The organism is Novosphingobium sp. RL4, assembly GCF_035658495.1.
Taxonomy (GTDB): Bacteria; Pseudomonadota; Alphaproteobacteria; order Sphingomonadales; family Sphingomonadaceae; genus Novosphingobium.
Genome location: NZ_CP141944.1, coordinates 1,711,772 through 1,728,103 on the forward strand (window position 1 = coordinate 1,711,772; position 16,332 = coordinate 1,728,103).

14 protein-coding genes and 2 tRNA genes are annotated in these 16,332 nt (G+C 62.4%); 11 read left to right on the plus strand and 5 right to left on the minus strand.

Features of this window, described 5'->3' with window-relative positions; genetic code table 11:
- The first annotated feature begins 37 nt into the window (after positions 1–37).
- From U9J33_RS08320 to U9J33_RS08370, 11 genes are all read left to right on the plus strand, one after another.
- Positions 38–319 (plus strand): TrbC/VirB2 family protein, encoded by a 282-nt coding sequence (locus tag U9J33_RS08320; RefSeq protein WP_324699027.1) that lies wholly within the window; start codon positions 38–40, stop codon positions 317–319.
- Positions 316–588 carry a VirB3 family type IV secretion system protein gene (locus U9J33_RS08325; protein WP_324698935.1) on the plus strand — a complete coding sequence of 91 codons (273 nt, stop codon included), beginning with the start codon at positions 316–318 and terminating at the stop codon, positions 586–588. Before U9J33_RS08320 ends, U9J33_RS08325 begins: the two co-directional genes overlap by 4 nt.
- Positions 582–3,020 (plus strand): conjugal transfer protein TrbE, encoded by a 2,439-nt coding sequence (gene trbE / locus U9J33_RS08330; protein WP_324698936.1) that lies wholly within the window; start codon positions 582–584, stop codon positions 3,018–3,020. Before U9J33_RS08325 ends, trbE begins: the two co-directional genes overlap by 7 nt.
- Before the next feature lie 17 nt (positions 3,021–3,037).
- Positions 3,038–3,814, plus strand: coding sequence for a P-type conjugative transfer protein TrbJ (gene trbJ / locus U9J33_RS08335; protein ID WP_324698937.1), 777 nt, complete (start codon positions 3,038–3,040; stop codon positions 3,812–3,814).
- 172 nt (positions 3,815–3,986) lie between these two features.
- On the plus strand, positions 3,987–5,288 hold the full coding sequence (gene trbL / locus U9J33_RS08340) for a P-type conjugative transfer protein TrbL (protein WP_324698938.1): 1,302 nt from the start codon (positions 3,987–3,989) through the stop codon (positions 5,286–5,288).
- 3 nt (positions 5,289–5,291) lie between these two features.
- Positions 5,292–6,107 carry a conjugal transfer protein TrbF gene (gene trbF / locus U9J33_RS08345; protein WP_324698939.1) on the plus strand — a complete coding sequence of 272 codons (816 nt, stop codon included), beginning with the start codon at positions 5,292–5,294 and terminating at the stop codon, positions 6,105–6,107.
- Positions 6,104–6,922 (plus strand): P-type conjugative transfer protein TrbG, encoded by an 819-nt coding sequence (gene trbG / locus U9J33_RS08350; RefSeq protein WP_324698941.1) that lies wholly within the window; start codon positions 6,104–6,106, stop codon positions 6,920–6,922. The genes trbF and trbG overlap by 4 nt, the downstream gene beginning before the upstream one ends.
- A complete protein-coding gene (locus U9J33_RS08355; protein ID WP_324698942.1) occupies positions 6,919–8,196 on the plus strand; it encodes a TrbI/VirB10 family protein in 1,278 nt (425 codons plus the stop codon). The genes trbG and U9J33_RS08355 overlap by 4 nt, the downstream gene beginning before the upstream one ends.
- Positions 8,193–8,408 carry a DUF2274 domain-containing protein gene (locus tag U9J33_RS08360; protein ID WP_324698943.1) on the plus strand — a complete coding sequence of 72 codons (216 nt, stop codon included), beginning with the start codon at positions 8,193–8,195 and terminating at the stop codon, positions 8,406–8,408. Before U9J33_RS08355 ends, U9J33_RS08360 begins: the two co-directional genes overlap by 4 nt.
- Positions 8,409–8,500: 92 nt before the next feature.
- Positions 8,501–8,668 carry a helix-turn-helix transcriptional regulator gene (locus tag U9J33_RS08365; protein WP_420719879.1) on the plus strand — a complete coding sequence of 56 codons (168 nt, stop codon included), beginning with the start codon at positions 8,501–8,503 and terminating at the stop codon, positions 8,666–8,668.
- A 177-nt stretch (positions 8,669–8,845) separates the two neighbouring features.
- The gene (locus U9J33_RS08370; protein WP_324698944.1) at positions 8,846–11,428 is read left to right on the plus strand and encodes a DEAD/DEAH box helicase; all 2,583 of its coding nucleotides are present in this window, start codon (positions 8,846–8,848) and stop codon (positions 11,426–11,428) included.
- Between the two features lie 139 nt (positions 11,429–11,567).
- Here U9J33_RS08370 and U9J33_RS08375 read toward each other — a convergent pair whose 3' ends face one another.
- From U9J33_RS08375 to U9J33_RS08395, 5 genes are all read right to left on the minus strand, one after another.
- Entirely contained in the window at positions 11,568–12,803 is a 1,236-nt protein-coding gene (locus U9J33_RS08375; protein WP_324698945.1) for a tyrosine-type recombinase/integrase, read from the minus strand.
- Positions 12,804–13,005: 202 nt separating this feature from the next.
- A tRNA-Pro gene (locus tag U9J33_RS08380) sits at positions 13,006–13,082 on the minus strand.
- A 49-nt stretch (positions 13,083–13,131) separates the two neighbouring features.
- Positions 13,132–13,207 (minus strand) — tRNA-Ile (locus U9J33_RS08385).
- Between the two features lie 65 nt (positions 13,208–13,272).
- On the minus strand, positions 13,273–14,277 hold the full coding sequence (locus U9J33_RS08390) for a polysaccharide deacetylase family protein (RefSeq protein WP_324698946.1): 1,005 nt from the start codon (positions 14,275–14,277) through the stop codon (positions 13,273–13,275).
- A gap of 164 nt (positions 14,278–14,441) precedes the next feature.
- Positions 14,442–16,283, minus strand: a complete 1,842-nt coding sequence (locus U9J33_RS08395; RefSeq protein WP_324698947.1) for a sensor histidine kinase — start codon at positions 16,281–16,283, stop codon at positions 14,442–14,444.
- Positions 16,284–16,332 lie beyond the last annotated feature (49 nt).

The following is a 16,332-nucleotide window of genomic DNA, read 5'->3' on the forward strand; positions in this document are numbered from 1 at the left end:
CTTCGAACCATGGACAGTACTGCTCGCGGCGAGCGCGATGGCTGCATCTCTCACAATCTCCGCGCAGACCTGGGCTGCCGGCTCCGGCATGCCCTGGGAGGAACCACTTGAGCAGATCCTGGAATCCGTGCAGGGCCCCGTCGCCAAAATCGTTGCGGTCATCATCATCATCGTCACCGGCCTGACGCTGGCGTTCGGCGAGACCTCGGGCGGTTTCCGCCGACTGATCCAGATCGTCTTCGGCCTCTCGATCGCGTTTGCCGCCTCGAGCTTCTTCCTCTCGTTCTTCAGCTTTGGCGGCGGAGCGCTGATCGCATGATGGCGGCCGGCCAGCACATCGAGGGCTTTGAGGTCCCGATCCATGTGAGCCTCGGCGCGCCGATCCTTCTGGGCGGCGCGCCGCGCGGGATCGCCATCGTCAACGGCACGCTCGCCATGGCCGTCGGCCTCGGGCTCCAGCAGTGGCTGGCCGGCCTCTTCATCTGGGCAGCGGGGCACAGCCTCGCCGTCCTCGCGGCGCGGCGCGATCCCGACTTTGCGCCTGTCCTGCTCCGCCACTTGCGCCAGAAAGGATATCTCGCGTGCTGAACCTCGCCGAATATCGCAGCAAGGCCGGCCGCCTTGCCGACCATCTGCCCTGGGCCGCGCTAGTCGCGCCGGGCGTGGTGCTCAACAAGGACGGGAGTTTCCTGCGGGTCCTCGAATACCGCGGCCCGGATATGGAATCGGCGACCGAAGCCGAACTCGTCTCGATCGCGGCGCGGGCCAACAATGTGCTGCGCCGGTTCGGCTCGGGCTGGGCGGTGTTTTTCGAGGCGGAGCGCCGCGAAGCGGCTGTCTATCCCGACGATCCCTTTCCCGATGCGGCAAGCTGGCTGGTCGACCGTGAACGCCGTGCCGCTTTCCTCGCCGAGGGCAAGCATTACGAGAGCGCCTATTTTCTGACGCTGACTTGGCTGCCGCCAGGCGACAGCGAGGATGCGGCAGGGCGCCGGCTTGTCGAGCGCGCGGACGATGAGAGGGGCCGCGACTGGCGCGCCTCCCTCGCAGGCTTCATCGCCGAGACCGACCGCGCGCTCGATCTTTTCGAGGGTTTTATGCCCGAGATCCGCGCGCTCGATAGCGCAGAGCTCCTGACCTATCTGCACACGACCATCTCGGATCAGCGGCATCCGGTACGCGTGCCCGAAACGCCGATGTATCTCGATGGCCTACTCGTTGACACGCCGCTGGTTGGCGGGCTCGAACCGATGCTGGGAGGCCGGCACATCCGCACGATCTCGGTACTTGGATTTCCCAATGTCAGCCGGCCTGGCATCCTGGATGCGCTCAATCATCAGGATTTTGCATACCGCTGGGTCACCCGCTTCATCGCGCTCGACAAGGCGGAGGCCACCAAGGTCCTGACCAGCCTGCGGCGGCAATGGTTCAACAAGCGCAAGTCGCTCACCGCCATGCTGCGTGAAGTGATGTACAACACGCCTGCGCAGCTCCTCGACAGCGATGCCGACAACAAGGTCGCCGATGCCGATCTCGCGCTTCAGGCGCTCGGGGGTGACCATGTCGCCTTCGGCTACCTGACGACGACGATCACGGTGAGCGATACCGACCGCAGCGCCGTCGAAGCCAAGATGCGACAAATTGAACGTGTGCTGGGTGGTCTCGGCTTCACGACGATCCGCGAACGCGTCAACGCGGTCGAAGCCTGGCTGTCTTCGCTTCCGGGTCACGTCTACGCCAACGTCCGCCAGCCGCTGGTTCACACCTTGAACCTTGCCCACTTGATGCCGCTTTCGGCGGTCTGGGCCGGACCTGCTGGCAACGATCATCTGCGTGGCTCGGCCTTGCTCCATGCCAAGACGTCGGGATCGACGCCGTTCCGGCTGTCGAACCACGCCGGCGATGTCGGGCACATGTTCGTGGCCGGGCCAACCGGCGCGGGCAAATCCGTCTTGCTGGCGCTGATGATCCTGCAGTTCCGCCGATATCCCGGCGCGCAGGTCTATGTGTTCGACAAAGGCCTCTCCGCTCGGGCGGCGGTACTCGCCTGCGGCGGCGCGCATCATGCGCTTGGGCTTGGCAGTGAAGCAGGCGCGTTGGCCTTCCAGCCCTTGCGCCAGATCGATGACCCGGCGCAGCGCGCATGGGCAGCCCATTGGATCAGTGCCATCCTCACGCAGGAGAACGTGGTCGTCACCCCGGAGGTGAAAGATCAGGTCTGGCTGGCGCTGGGGAGCCTGGCGAGCGCGCCGCCGGCGGAGCGTACAATCACGGGCCTCACCTTGCTGCTGCAATTGAAGGCGCTGCGCACGGCACTCGGACCGTACACGATCGACGGGGCCTATGGCGGTCTGCTCGATGCCTCGGAGAGCCCGCTGCACCTCGCGGACCTGCAATGTTTTGAGACCGAGGCGCTGATGGGCCACGCTTCGGTCGTCGGGCCCGTGCTGACGTATCTGTTTCACCGGCTCGAGGAGCGGTTCGATGGGCGCCCGACCTTGCTGGTGCTCGACGAGGCGTGGATCTTCCTCGATCACCCGCTGTTTGCGGCCCGCATCCGTGAATGGCTCAAGGTCCTGCGCAAACGCAACGTCTCGGTGCTGTTCGCCACGCAGAGCCTGGCCGACATCGCCGGCTCGCCGATTGCGCCCGCGCTCATCGAAAGCTGCCCCCAGCGCATCCTCCTGCCGAATGACCGTGCCATCGAGCCGCAAAGTCGCGAGATCTACGAGCGCTTCGGCCTCAGCGAACGGCAGATCGAGTTGATCGCCCGCTCGACGCCGAAGCGCCACTACTACCTCCAATCCGCCCGAGGGAACCGGTTGTTCGAGCTGGGGCTGGGGGATGTGGCGCTGGCGCTGTGCGGCAGTTCCGATCCGATGACGCAGGCGCGGATCGATGCGGTGCTCGCCGAACATGGCCGCGACGAATTCTTCGCGCGCTTCCTCGAGGGTACGCACGCTGCCTGGGCGGCCGATCTGATCGGCACCTACCCCGGCCCACGCGCCTGGAGCCTGTGACACCAACCTGAAGGAGAATGATGATGCAGATATCGTTTCACCCATTTCCGGCCAAGCCGATCCGTAGGTTAGGCACCGATGTTGCCGTGGTGGCACTCGTGGCTACCGGCGGCCTCGCGCTCGATGTGATGATTGCCAGTCCGCCCGCCCATGCATTGGTGGTCTACGACCCGAGCAACTATGCGCAGAATGTGCTGACGGCGGCGCGGGCACTCAAGCAGGTCAACAACCAGATCCAGTCGCTGCAGAATGAGGCCCAAAGCCTCGTCAATCAAGCCAAGCACCTTTCGACGGTGAGCTTCCCCGAACTGCAGGCGCTGACGCAGACGCTCCAGAAGATCGATACCCTGATGGGGCAGGCGCAGAACATCCAGTTCAAGGTCGCGAGCGTCGATCAGGAGTTCAGTCGGCTCTATCCGGGCGCTTCCAACCAGTCGCTGAAGCTCGACGATCAGGTGACGGCGGCGCGATCGCGGCTCGACACCGAAGTCACCGCCTATCGCCACACGGCGGTGATGCAGGCGCAGATCGCCGAGAATGTGGAAGCCGATGCGACCACGATGAACGCGCTGGTCCAGCGCAGCCAGGGCGCAGAGGGGACGCTGCAGGCACTGCAGGTGACCAACCAGCTACTCGCACTGACCGCCAAGCAGCAGTTCCAGATCGAGCAGATGCTGGCTGCCCAGTTCCGCGCCCAGTCGGTCGGCGATGCCAACCGCGCGCAGGCCGAGAGCGAAGCCCAGGCCGCGATGACGAAATTCCTCGGTACGGGCTCGGCTTACACCCCGAACTAGGCTGCCGCCCGAACTTCCTACCCGATAGCGGCGGCGGACTGCCTCTCCCGTCGCCGCGTCGCGGGGCACGCGCTCCCATCCCCGGCCGTGCCCCGCGACACCCTCCAACTCAGTGCTGCGCTGAGCGTGATGCCTCGCGCCTAGCTCACGCAGCCAGACAGGATGAACGCACGTGGACGACCTCAACATCATCGATCAGTTCATGACCGCCTTCATCCGCTACATCGACAGCGGCTTCGGGCTGCTGGGCGGCGATGTCCGGTTCCTGACCGCGACGCTGATCGCGATTGATGTGACGCTGGCAGGCCTGTTCTGGGCACTCGCCGGCGAGGACAATGTGCTTGGCCGGTTCATTCGCAAGGTGCTTTACGTCGGCGCCTTTGCGTTCATCATCAACAGCTTCTCGGCGCTCGCCGACATCATCTTTCGCTCGTTTGCGCAGGCCGGGATCACTGCCGGCGGTGGCTCGCTCACCACCGACGATCTGCTGCGGCCCGGGCGCCTGGCCGGGACCGGCTTTTCTGCGGCATGGCCGCTGCTCGAGCAGGCAGGCAAGCTGCTCACCGTTACCAGTTTCTTCCAGAACGCGCTGCAGATCGTGGTGCTGCTGCTTGCTTGGCTGCTGGTGATCCTCGCCTTCTTCATCCTCGCCGTGCAGATGTTCGTCTGCATCATCGAGTTCAAGCTGGTGGGGCTTGCCGGTTTTATCCTGGTGCCTTTTGCGCTGTGGAACCGGACCAGCTTTCTGGCCGAGCGCGTGCTGGGCCATATCGTGAGCTCGGGCATCAAGGTCATGGTGCTCGCGGTCATTGTCGGCATCGGATCGAACTTCTTCGATCAGTTCACGCAGGCGCTGCAAGGGCAGGAGCCCGATGTCGGCCAGGCGATGAGCCTTGTGCTTGCGAGCCTTGCACTTTTCGGCCTCGGTATCTTCGCGCCATCGGTCGCCAGCGGTCTGGCGTCGGGGGCGCCGCAGCTGGGAGCCGGCGCGGCCGCCGGTACGGTGCTGGGCGCTGGCGGCGTTGCCATGCTGGCAGGCGGCGGTGCGGTCGCGGGTGCCCGTCTTGCTGGCACTGCGCTGACAGGTATCCGGGCCGGCACGTCAATGGGTGCGAGCGCATCGGTCGCAGGATCGCGCAGTCACGGTGGCCCGGGCCATGCGGGGCCGAGCGGCGGCCATTCGGCTCCGTCTGGAGGGGCAGGACATCCCGCTGCTCCATCGAAGTCAGGGCCATCAGCGCCGCAGTCCTCTGCGGGTACCTCCTCCCCGAATTCGCAATCCGACAACTCGAACGCTTCCTCATCGCCATCGGACACGACGGCCGAAAGCGGCGAGGGAACGCCGCAATGGGCCAAGACCCTGCGGGCCGAACAGACCGCCCGTCATCGCCGCGATGTCGCGATCCATGCCGTGCAGCAGGGCGATCGCGGCGGCGGCTCCACCACACCTGACATCAGCGAAAGGAACGACTGACCCATGCGCTTCAAACGCAGCGTCCAGCTCTATGGGCGCACTCCGCTTCCCGAGACACCTTTCCAACGCGCCGCGCAGCTCTGGGACGAGCGGATCGGCTCGGCCCGGGTTCAGGCCCGGAACTGGCGGATCATGGCCTTCGGCTGCCTCGGGCTCTCTTGCAGCATGGCCGGCGGCCTCATCTGGCAATCACTCCAAAGCCGTGTGGTGCCCTATGTCGTTGCCGTCGATCGGCTCGGGGAGCCGCGTGCGGTCAGCGAGGCTGAGGCCCTCTACCAACCGACCGATCCGCAGATCGCCTGGGCCCTGTCCAAGTTCATTGGTCACGTACGGGGCGTCTCGCTCGATCCGATCGTCATGCGCGAGGGTTGGCTCGAAGCCTACGATTTCTCGACCCAGCGCGGGAGCCGCTTCCTGAGCGAATATGCACGGGCATCGGGAGCGTTGACGGGGCTCGGCGAACGCAGCGTGTCGGTCCAGGTGACCAGCGTCGTCCGGGCTTCCGACACCAGCTTCCAGGTCAAGTGGATCGAAAACGCGTTCGAGCGCGGCAGTGCGTCGGGGACCAGCCATTGGACGGCGATCCTGACCATCGTCCAGCAGCCGCTCAGGGACAGCGAGACGCTGCGCAAGAACCCGCTCGGCATCTACGTCGATGCCATCGACTGGAGCCGGGAGCTCGATGTGCCTGCACCTGCGGCAGCTGGTTCGCCATCGCCATCCAATCCGAGTGCCAGCCCCGTCCGCGAGGAACCTGGGGCGACCATGCCGACGCTTTCCAATTCCAATCCTGATGAAGCCAAGGAGGTTCTGCCATGAAGACTTCGCTGCTGGCCGCGGCGGCCTTTGCCGTGGGTGTCCATCCGGTGGATTTGCCGGCGAGCGCAAAAGTGCCCGCGAGCGCCATGCGCCGCGGCAGCGCGGAGCCATCATCCAACGCCTGGGTCAATGCCCGGCAAGTCTATCTCTGGTCCGATGGCACCGTGTACCATGCCTATACGCAACCGGGCATGATCACCGATATCGCGTTGCAGACGGGCGAGGGGCTGATCGCGGTCGCTGCCGGCGACACCGCGCGCTGGGTGATCGGCGACACCTCCAGCGGCACTGGCGACGACAAGCGCACGCATGTCTTGGTGAAGCCGTTCAGCACTGGGCTGGCGACCAACCTCGTCATCACGACCGATCGGCGCACGTATCACTTGTTGCTGACCAGCCAGGCCAACGCGGGAATGTCGGCGCTTTCGTGGAACTACCCGCTCGATGAGCTGGTGGCGGTCAAGGCGGCGCAGGCTGCCGCCGAATTGGCGAAGCCGGTTGCGGCCGGGCTTGGCGTTGAGCAGCTCTACTTCGGGTATGTAATTACCGGCGACATGCCGACTTGGCGTCCGCTGCGCGCCTTCGATGACGGCAGGCAGACCTTCATCGAGTTTCCCGCCTCGATCGGTGTGGACGAAGCGCCGCCGCTGTTTCTGATTGGCGCGGATGGCGCCGCCGAACTGGTCAATTACCGCATGAAGGGGCGCTTCTATGAGGTGGACCGCATCTTTGCTGTCGCCGAGCTTCGGCTTGGCACCAGGAAACAGCAGGTCGTGCGGATCACCCGAGGCGGCGAGGGGAGGGCGCGGCGATGAGCGACGAAGCAACGGCACGACCCAATCCGGACGAGGCCGCTCCCGCCTCGCCATCGTCCGCGAATGCTGCAGAACCAACTGACGCGGAGGTGCGGTCACCGGCGAAGCTTGATCCCGAAACGCTGGCGATCCGGGCGAGGACGCCGCGGGTCACGCGGTTCAGGAAGGAAGTGGTCATCGGTGGTAGCATCCTGGCCGCGCTCGCGCTGATCGGCGTCGCCTGGATCGCGCTCCAACCCCGAGTGGCTGGCCGGATCATCGCTGGTAGCACAATGTCGCAGCCCGACCGGAAGCCTTCGGATGAGGCGCTGGCAGGTCTGCCCAAGAGCTACGGGGACGTGCCGAAACTTGGCCCTCCGCTTCCCGGCGACCTGGGCCGGCCTATCCTGAGGGCACAGCAGCGTCAGTTGGCCGGTGATGGCAATGCACCTGTTGCCGCGCCGGGGGTCGACGCGGCGCAGCAACAGCGCGCGGCCGAGCTCAAGGCGGCGATGCAGTCTTCGCTGCTGGTTCAAGGTGCGCATCCAGCGGCGGGAGCGAACGTGGCCGCCGCCCCTGCGTTGTCGGCAGCGACTATTGATGCGGGCCAAACGGGGTCTGGCGAAGCATCCACATCTGCGGCCGCAGATCGCAAGAGCCAGTTCGCCGACAAGCTCGACGAGCGCGGCGATGTGAACCCGCATGGTCTGGCAGCGCCTGCCTCGCCCTACATGCTGATGGCCGGTAGTGTGATTGCCGCGAGCCTCGTCACGGGCGTGAATTCCGATGTGCCGGGCATGGTCGTGGCTCAGGTCACCCAGAGCGTGTTCGACAGCGCTACCGGGCAGATCATGCTCATCCCGCAAGGCGCCCGGCTCGTCGGCAAGTACGACAGCGTCGTTGCCTATGGGCAGAGCAGGGCGCTGGTTATCTGGCAGCGACTGGTGATGCCTGACGGGACGTCGCTGCGGTTCGATAACATGCCGGCGACGGATCCCTCCGGCTATTCCGGACTATCCGACAAGGTGAACTTCCATACGGGCCGGCTGCTGAAGGGCGTCGCGATTGCCACGCTCTTGGGCGTGGGGACCGAGCTTTCGATTACCGGCGAAAGCGATCTGGTGCAGGCGATCCGCGAGTCCGCGCAGACCAGCGTGTCGCGGGCCGGGGACCAGATCACCCAGCGCAATGTCGATGTTCAGCCGACCATCGACATTCGCCCGGGCGCTCCGGTGCGCCTGGTGGTGCGGCAGGATTTGGTCTTGGCACCGTGGAATGGGGAGGGATCGCGATGAGCACGATCAAGCTGGCGAAGCTACCTGACAAGACGCCGATCAAACTCACGATTATGATGACACCGGATCTCCAGCAAAGCTTGCAGGATTACGCAGCTGCCTATGCAACCACCTACGGGCTTGATGTGCCCGTTACGGAACTGGTCCCGGCGATCCTGAGTGCCTTTCTGGAAGGGGATCGTGGGTTTCAACGTCAAAGAGCACGCAATTGATTATCAGGAAATTCGAAGTTCCGCCGACAACGGGAGACGGACGGCAAGATGATCAGGCGGTTGCGCCCGACCGTATTCTCCGACTAGCTGCTGTGCTTGATCGCACAGGGCTGACTAGATCCACTCTTTACCGGAAAATCCACGAAGGCACATTTCCCCGGCAAATCCGGATTGCCGCGCGGTGCAGCGGCTGGCGCGAAAGAGACATAGTCGAGTGGCTCGGTAATCCGATATTCTATGAGCAGAGAGATCTCGAATGAATATCCGGTTTGCCGCAGAGATCCGCAAGCAGCCTGCCGAAGACAAAAACCAATTATCCACCTCTCGAATAATTCACGGCATTTGCAATCCTTTGTTATTGCGCCGTGGCTAGTGAATTTCGCAATAAGCCTGCTATTAGTCTCGTTTTTGCAGGTGGATTTGAGCGGGGGTTATAGGTGGCTTTCAAATTTGATGGGGTTTCAAGCATCTCTCTCGATAGCCCAGAGAAGATGTTTCTTGATTTCAGTGACCGTGCGTTCAACGGCCTTCTCACCCACCAAGGGCATGTTCTCACTGAGTACCAAGAGAAAGCGCTGACCGCGAGCAACATCGCGATCAAACTGCCCACTGGCAGTGGAAAGACATTGGTCGGTACGCTCATCGCCGAATGGCGACGTCGCAGGATGCAGGAGCGGGTGGTTTACGTCTGCCCAACCCGCCAGCTAGCTCATCAAGTTGTTGAGGAGGCTCGCACTAAGTATGGCATGCGAGACTCAATTGCGGCCTTTGTTGGCAAAAAGGCAGATTACAATCCATCCGATAGAGGGCGTTTCCAGTCGGGAGACGTTGTCGCTGTCACAACGTATGGTGGCCTATTCAATGCTCGGACCTTTTTTGATGAGCCCCATTGTCTGATATTCGACGACGCTCATGCTGCCGAAAATTACATGGCGCAGCATTGGACATTGGAAGTTGATCGGGCAGGTCATTCAACTTTGTTCAGCGTTTTGACCACAATCCTGACCCCAGTGTTATCGGCACTTGATTCAAAACGGCTTCGTGACAACGCGCAATCACATTGGGACATGTCATGGGTGGACATGGTGCCGGGCGAGTTTATTGCACTCCTTGAAGAGAAGTTAGTCGCTGCACTAGACGAGCACTTGAAGGACGATGATCTTAAATGGCGCTGGCAAGAATTGCGCGGTCATCTCAACGCCTGTCGAGTATACATTAGTACGAGCGGAATTGTATTTAGGCCATTAATCCCGCTAACCTTGCGCTATCGCCCATTTGCTAATGCCACTCAGCGGATTTTCATGTCTGCAACTCTGGGCGAGGGAGGCGATTTAGAGCGTGTGACTGGCGTGCCTCGTATCCAACGGCTCAGCGTTTCAGAGGACTTTAGTGCGCAAGGAGTCGGTCGCCGTTTCTTCATTATGCCGGGTCGCGCACTCGCGCTCGATGAACAACATGCAATGCAATGCGCAGCAATTCAGGAGGCCAAGAAGGCAGTCGTCCTGGTACCCGACTTTAAGACGGCGGCGACTGTCGAAGGCGAGATAGCTGCTACGGTTCAATTCCCCGTCTTTGCTGCGAGCCAACTCGAGGAGACAAAGCAAGGATTCGTCGCCGCTCCGCAAGCGGTTGCTGTGCTTGCCAGTCGCTACGATGGGATGGACTTTCCAGATGAACAATGTCGGCTACTCATCATGAGAGGGCTGCCTTCAGCGGCGAACCTGCAGGAAAGGTTTCTGGGTTCTCGCATGTCTGCTGGTTTGCTGCTCGCGGACCGAGTTCGCACTCGGGTCGTACAGGCTGTTGGTCGATGCACCCGTTCAGCCACCGATTACTCAGCGGTCATCCTACTTGGCGAGGATCTTCACACTTACATTAGTAAGCGGGAGACCCGCTCGTCACTTCATCCCGAACTTCAGGCGGAACTGACATTCGGTATGCAGCAGTCTGGGACGAGCGAAGAAATGCTCGACAACCTCCGATTATTCTATGCCCGTGGCGATGACTGGAGGGGCGCCGACAATGAGATTAGGCGACTGAGAGGCCAGGCTGACCAGACTATCCTGCCGGCGCTCGATCAACTTCGCTCGGCCGCAGATCACGAAGTTGCCTATCAATATGCCCTGTGGGATCGTAATATTGCCGCTGCACTCGAAGCCGCTAGAAAGGTGCTTACTTCACTTCAAGATTCGGGACTTAAGGGTTATCGGGGTCTTTGGAACTACCTTGCTGGCGAAGCAGCAAGTCAATCGTTGCGCAGTGGTGGCAATGATCTGAGTGGCCAAGCCCGTGATTACTATCAAATTGCAGCAAAGTCCGCGCCGGCTATTCCATGGCTCAGGCAACTTGCAGGCCTTCGTGAAACCCAGGTCCTGGAAGATGCTAAACCGGGAGCGACTGCGGCGCCGCTAATCGAGCGACTGGAATTGCGTTTTGCTGAATTCGGCACTCGGCATGATGAAAAGTTCGCTCGCGTTGAACGAATAATTCTAGATGGACTCGCGACGGATGAATTTGCTGCGTTCGAGAACGCTCAGAAGGAGCTCGGCCTCTTGCTTGGGTTTGCAGCTGGTAACGTTGAAACTGACGGAGCGCCGGATCCTTGGTGGGTGGCGGACGATTCTTTCGCCATAGTATTTGAGGATTTTACTGAAGCGCTTCCCACCACGCTCTTGCCTGTCACAAAGGCACGTCAGGTTGCCACCCATCCTACGTGGCTGCGTGAGCGTCTCGGTATGAGTTCCGATGCGAAGGTCTTGCCTGTGCTTGTCAGTGGAATCTCAGGAGCAGCACCGGAGGCTGCGGTGCACTTGCAAGAAGTTGCATTCTGGCGGACAGACGAGTTTCGAACATGGGCGTCTAATGCGGTGGCTGCGATACGCACCTTGCGAACAACCTACCCGGGGCCAGGAGATCTGTTTTGGCGGGAAGACGCAATGGCGGCTTACGCCGCAAATGGGATGGATCCCGCAAGTCTAGTCGCGCAGCTCCAGCCGCTTCGAGGTGCTGAGAGATTCTAATAATGATTTAGTTACTTTAATAAGTAATCAAGTGCAATTCAAATATCGTATTACCGGTATGATCGTGATGGTGTATTGACGATATGGATCATCAAAATCTCTCGGAAGGTAAAATATTCTTCCGAGAGATTCGATTCATTCAAAAGTCACGATCAACGTTTTCCGCATACTCTAGGTAGTTCGCCCACCAAATCATCATCTTGCGTCGATGGGAAAGATACCGTGCGGAATTATAAGCTGCTCTTACGCCGCGGGATACGTGAGCTAACTGGTGCTCGATCCAATCAGGTTCAAAGAGGCCGCTCTCATTTAGCACGGTGCTGGCAAGACCTCGAAAACCATGAACCGTCGCTTTGCCGCGCAGGCCAATTCGGTACATGATGTCGAGCATTCGGTTCTCGCTGATCGTCTGAGTTTTGGAGTTTGCGACAGGGAAGAGATATTTCCCAAGCTGCATATTGCCGGCGGCGAGATAGACGTTCCTCCGCCGAATTTCTTTCAGCAGCTCGACCGCTTGAGGGGGTAGCGGAACGAGGTGTTCCGATCTCATTTTCATTCGATCGCTGGGGATGCGCCAAATAGGCTCTTCGCCGTCGAGATCCTCGAATTCCGACCACTCGGCGAATCGGGTCTCTTGGGTGCGAACCATCGTCAGCATCGTCCAGCGAAGCGCGAGGTGGCTCATTCGGTCGCCTTGATCGAGGTTGAGCTTCGCGAAGAACGCAGGGAGGTCTTTCGCGGCGACCTTGCTCAAGTGCTGTACGGGTTTCGGGCGTCCCATACCGGGGGCAAGGTCCCGGCATGGATCGCTGACGCAGCGGCCGTCAGGGATGGCGTAGCGAAATACCTCGCTGCAGTGGTTCTTGACGCGGTGGGCCATTTCAACGGCCCCGCGCGTTTCGATCGCCCTGAAAGCCTCGAGCATTTGCCGAGGGGTGATTGCTGCAATCGCTTCGCGGCCCACGTACGGGAAGATATCGGCTTCGAGGCGTCTCATGATCACGCCGGCGTAGCGAGGCGTCCAGCCTGGAAGTCGCTTCGCGTACCATTCGCGTGCTACCTGTTCGAAAGTCTCCGAAGGGGCGACCACAACGGGGGCGCTGATGCGGTAGCCATCCGGATCGGGCTTCGCTGTCGGCTGCATGCCGAGCGTAAGTTGAGCCTTGATCGTGTCGCGCCAGTCTCGCGCCTGCTTGAGGCTTACATCTGGATAGCTTCCCCCAGATGCGAACTTCTGTTTTGATTCGACCCTGTAGGCCAACTGCCAGGATTTTCGGCCGGTAGGGTGGATGACCAAGAATAGCCCACCGCTATCGGATTGCTTGTAGGCTTTCTCTCGCGGCTTGAGCGCCTTGAGCGCTACGTCCGTCAACATCGTCAGTCTCCATAGCGCCTCTCAAGGTTGTTGGTTGGTTGTTGGCTGGCGCGTTTTCCAGCCAACAATCAGCCAACAACGGCGTTGGGCTGCAAGTCCACCCCCTGGGATGCACTGGGACGAAAAATCGATGAAAAACAGCGCCTTGGAAAAGGCGGCTGGGACCTCCTGGGAGGCTCTGGGATGTCTTGGAAAAACGAAATGGTCGGGGAGACAGGATTCGAACCTGCGACATCTTGCTCCCAAAGCAAGCGCGCTACCGGGCTGCGCCACTCCCCGACCCTTCGGTCGTCGATGATGTATCCAAGGCCTGTGCCCTGGTGGCCGTTGGTGGGCCCGGCAGGATTCGAACCCGCGACCTAGCCGTTATGAGCGGCCAGCTCTAACCGCTGAGCTACAGGCCCCAACTGCCATGCCCGACCCCATCGACGATGGCCGGACGAAAAGCCCGTTAGCTTGGCAATGCCGTCTAGGCAAGCACTACGCTGGAAAGGATGTCGGCAACATGGGTGGGACGCACGCCGCGATGCGCCAGATGGGCGAAAAGCGTGCGCCACCAGTCGTAAAGAGCGTCCAGATCGGCCTCGCTGCGCACATAGGGCGTGTGGCCGGGGGCCAGCGAGGGGCTGTGGAAAGAGAAGACCAGCACGGGCAGGCCCTCGTCTATCGCGATATCCACGCCGCGCAGGGCTTCCTCGGCGGTGATTCCCTCAGGCGTGAGAGGAATGCGCTCCAGCAGTCTGGCCCGCGCCAGTACGCCGCGCACTTGCGGTGCGCGCCAGAGGTGGGGGTAGATGACGTTGCCCATCTGCCGCAGCGGGCCCCAGTAAACGGTGGTCAGCGGCAGTTCGAGCAGGGCGTGCTCGCCCCCGGCCCAGTAGGGGTGCAGCGGGTGTTCGCGGTAATTGGGGCCGCCGGCTGAACTGTAGTCGAACCGGGCGCGTACCGAAGTGTCGATGGCCATTCCGAATTCGGCGAGAATTTCGGCGGTGCGCGGCCCGAGGCCATAACGGCCCGCACGATAGATTCGCGGGGCCTGGCCGAAGGCTCGGTCGATTCGCCGATGGAGGCGGGCGAACTTTTCGCGCTCCAGTTCGTAGGGGAGGTTGCCGGCGTAGGAGTTGAACTCGCTCACGTCCTCGTCGAACGGAGGGCTTACCCAGGGGTGGAGCTGGACCCCCACTTCGGCGCGGCCAGCGTCCACTGCGTCCCCTATGGCGGCAACGGTATCGGGCGAATCGGCAACCGGATAATCCAGCAGATAGATCGGGACGACGCCGAAGCCTTCGCAGAACTGCTGGAATTTGCGCAGGGCGGGCAGGGTCAGCGTGCTGTGCCGTCTACGGTCGAGCGGGGCGTCCCAGTCGAACTCCTCCTCGGTGTCGACCGTGACGATGAAACGCTGCCCGAAGCCCTCGCGAAATCGTGCGAGCGCATCGGTTGCCGGTGGCTGGAGGAGATTTGACCCCTGCAAGAAAGAACTTTTCCCTCGATCGGGTCGCATCCGACAGGGTGGCGACAATGAAAACCGTGCCCGGATCGGGGAAGAACCTGCGATTCGATGCTTGCGGCAGAAACGAGAATAGGCGGTAAAACGTTCCGCTTCGGTAAAGGCGGGGCATCCCGGAGAACGCGGATTCAGGCTCCCTGGCTGTGTGTTGCTGCACTCGCGGTCAAAGCCGGAAGCCAGAGTTTCAGGTCGTTGTCCTCGCGCAGAAGCCCGCCGCCGGCCGCCGTCGCTTCCGCCGCCGCTAGGCGAAGCGTGAAGCCGATGCCGAACATGCCGGTGGAGAGCGATTGCCCACGTTCGCTGGCCGGCGTTTCGAACAGGCTTTGTGCGGTGCGGGCGATGAGCAGGGTGGGCAGGGCGATCCGCAGTCCGATTCGCCCGCCCTCGCAGGTCCACGTCAGGCGCAGTATTTCGTCCGGCGCGGTCATGCCCGCCAGCACGGCGAATATCCGCCATACCAGGCGTTCGACTTCTGTGCGGTCGATCGCGAGAAGAAGGCCGGGAGCCTGACCTTCGGGCAGGGCGAACCCGCTGCGGCGCGGTTCGGTCCAGGCCTTGAGGCGCGCAACGGTCTCTTCCAGAACCGAGGCGAGATCGCACTCGCCCGATTCGATCCCGAGGACGCCCGATTCGAGCTTCACCAGCCGGTCGAGTTCCTCGAATCCGGCGAGAATGTGTGCACAGTCTCCGGCAATGGCGGCGGCCAGCGCGCGGTATTCATGCGGGGCCGGGCCGTAGAGCTGTTGCTGGATGATCTCGGCGGCCACCTGGATGGCGTTTGCCGGGGTGCGCAGTTCGTGAAGCACCTGGCGCATGCGGTCCGCTTCGCTGGGCTCGGCGGTGGGCACTGCATCGACAGCGGCAACCTTGCCGGGACGGCGCAGTCGGCCTGCATAGCCGGTGAAGCGGCCGCTCGCCGAATCGAAGTGCGGAACGGCATCGACCTGCCAGTCTCCGCTGACGGCCGGAGCGCCGGCGATCTCGATGGGTACGGCGCGCAGGGGCTGGCGGTGGCGCATCGAAAGCGCGAGGCCGGGCATATGCGCGGCGGGGTGGGGGGCAGGCGCATGATGCGGTTCGGCCATGGCCGGATCATGCGCTGCAAGGTTGAGCCCGATCAGCGCGCTGGCATGCGGGCCGTCAGCCCAGCAGATTCGTCCTTCGGCATCGGTGGTGAAGTCCATCGCGGCGGGAAAGACGGCAGCAGCCGAATCGCCAAGCGGCAGGCGGGGCGCGGCGTCGCTCGCATGGCTCTCGCGCGCTTTGCGGAATTCCTCGATCCGGCGGACGATGGCGCCGATGCCCGCTTCGTTCGTCGTCGGAGAAGGCGGCGCCTTGAGCGAGGCGGCAGCCTGTTCGAACTCGGCGAAGGGAATGGGGTGGCTTGCAGGTGCGCCGATCGGCGGCTGTTCGAGCGGGGTGGGCTCGATCTGGGTGGGCTCGATCTGGGCCGGCTCGGGCGGCGCAATTTCGTCGAGCAGATCGAGCGGTTCGGGTTCGAGCGGCTCGTCGACCGCCTCGGCCGATTCGCAAGGCGGCAGTCCGCGATCGAGAATGCCGAGCCTTTCGAGCAGCCTTTCCACTTCGGGGCCGAGATCGCGGCGATGGCGAAGAATGCCGCGCGCCCGCACGGGCAGGGCGGGAACGAGGCCGACCCACGCCTCGGTATCGAGCCTCGCGGTGCCGATTGCCGCCGTCGCGACCTCGGGCTCCGCTTCGGCAAAAATCGCCAGCAACCGGGGGTTGGTCAGCGGTTGAAGCGGCTGGCGGACAAGGCGGGCACGATCGGCGGCGGGAATCACCGCGCCCAGTTCCACGACGCGCGCGAATCCGGCGTCGATCGCGGCGGATTGGGCGTCGGCGGGCAGGCGGCCGAGGATATCGATCAATTGCCTGTACTGGATACGGGCCAGCGTGTCCGCGGAGGACGGCAGGCGCAGTACCGTGGCAAGGCGATCGTCGAAGTGCATTTCCGTTCCATAGGCGACCCGCAAACCATTGCGAAGCTGCCGTTTCCGC

Bases quoted from the DNA above. Each gene is read 5' to 3' on its own strand.
- U9J33_RS08325 (WP_324698935.1), top strand. From the start codon at position 316: ATGATGGCGGCCGGCCAGCACATCGAGGGCTTTGAGGTCCCGATCCAT.
- trbF (WP_324698939.1), top strand. From the start codon at position 5,292: ATGCGCTTCAAACGCAGCGTCCAGCTCTATGGGCGCACTCCGCTTCCC.
- U9J33_RS08320 (WP_324699027.1), top strand. From the start codon at position 38: ATGGCTGCATCTCTCACAATCTCCGCGCAGACCTGGGCTGCCGGCTCC.
- trbG (WP_324698941.1), top strand. From the start codon at position 6,104: ATGAAGACTTCGCTGCTGGCCGCGGCGGCCTTTGCCGTGGGTGTCCAT.
- U9J33_RS08375 (WP_324698945.1), bottom strand. From the start codon at position 12,803: ATGTTGACGGACGTAGCGCTCAAGGCGCTCAAGCCGCGAGAGAAAGCC.
- trbJ (WP_324698937.1), top strand. From the start codon at position 3,038: ATGATGATGCAGATATCGTTTCACCCATTTCCGGCCAAGCCGATCCGT.
- U9J33_RS08360 (WP_324698943.1), top strand. From the start codon at position 8,193: ATGAGCACGATCAAGCTGGCGAAGCTACCTGACAAGACGCCGATCAAA.
- U9J33_RS08355 (WP_324698942.1), top strand. From the start codon at position 6,919: ATGAGCGACGAAGCAACGGCACGACCCAATCCGGACGAGGCCGCTCCC.
- U9J33_RS08395 (WP_324698947.1), bottom strand. From the start codon at position 16,283: ATGCACTTCGACGATCGCCTTGCCACGGTACTGCGCCTGCCGTCCTCC.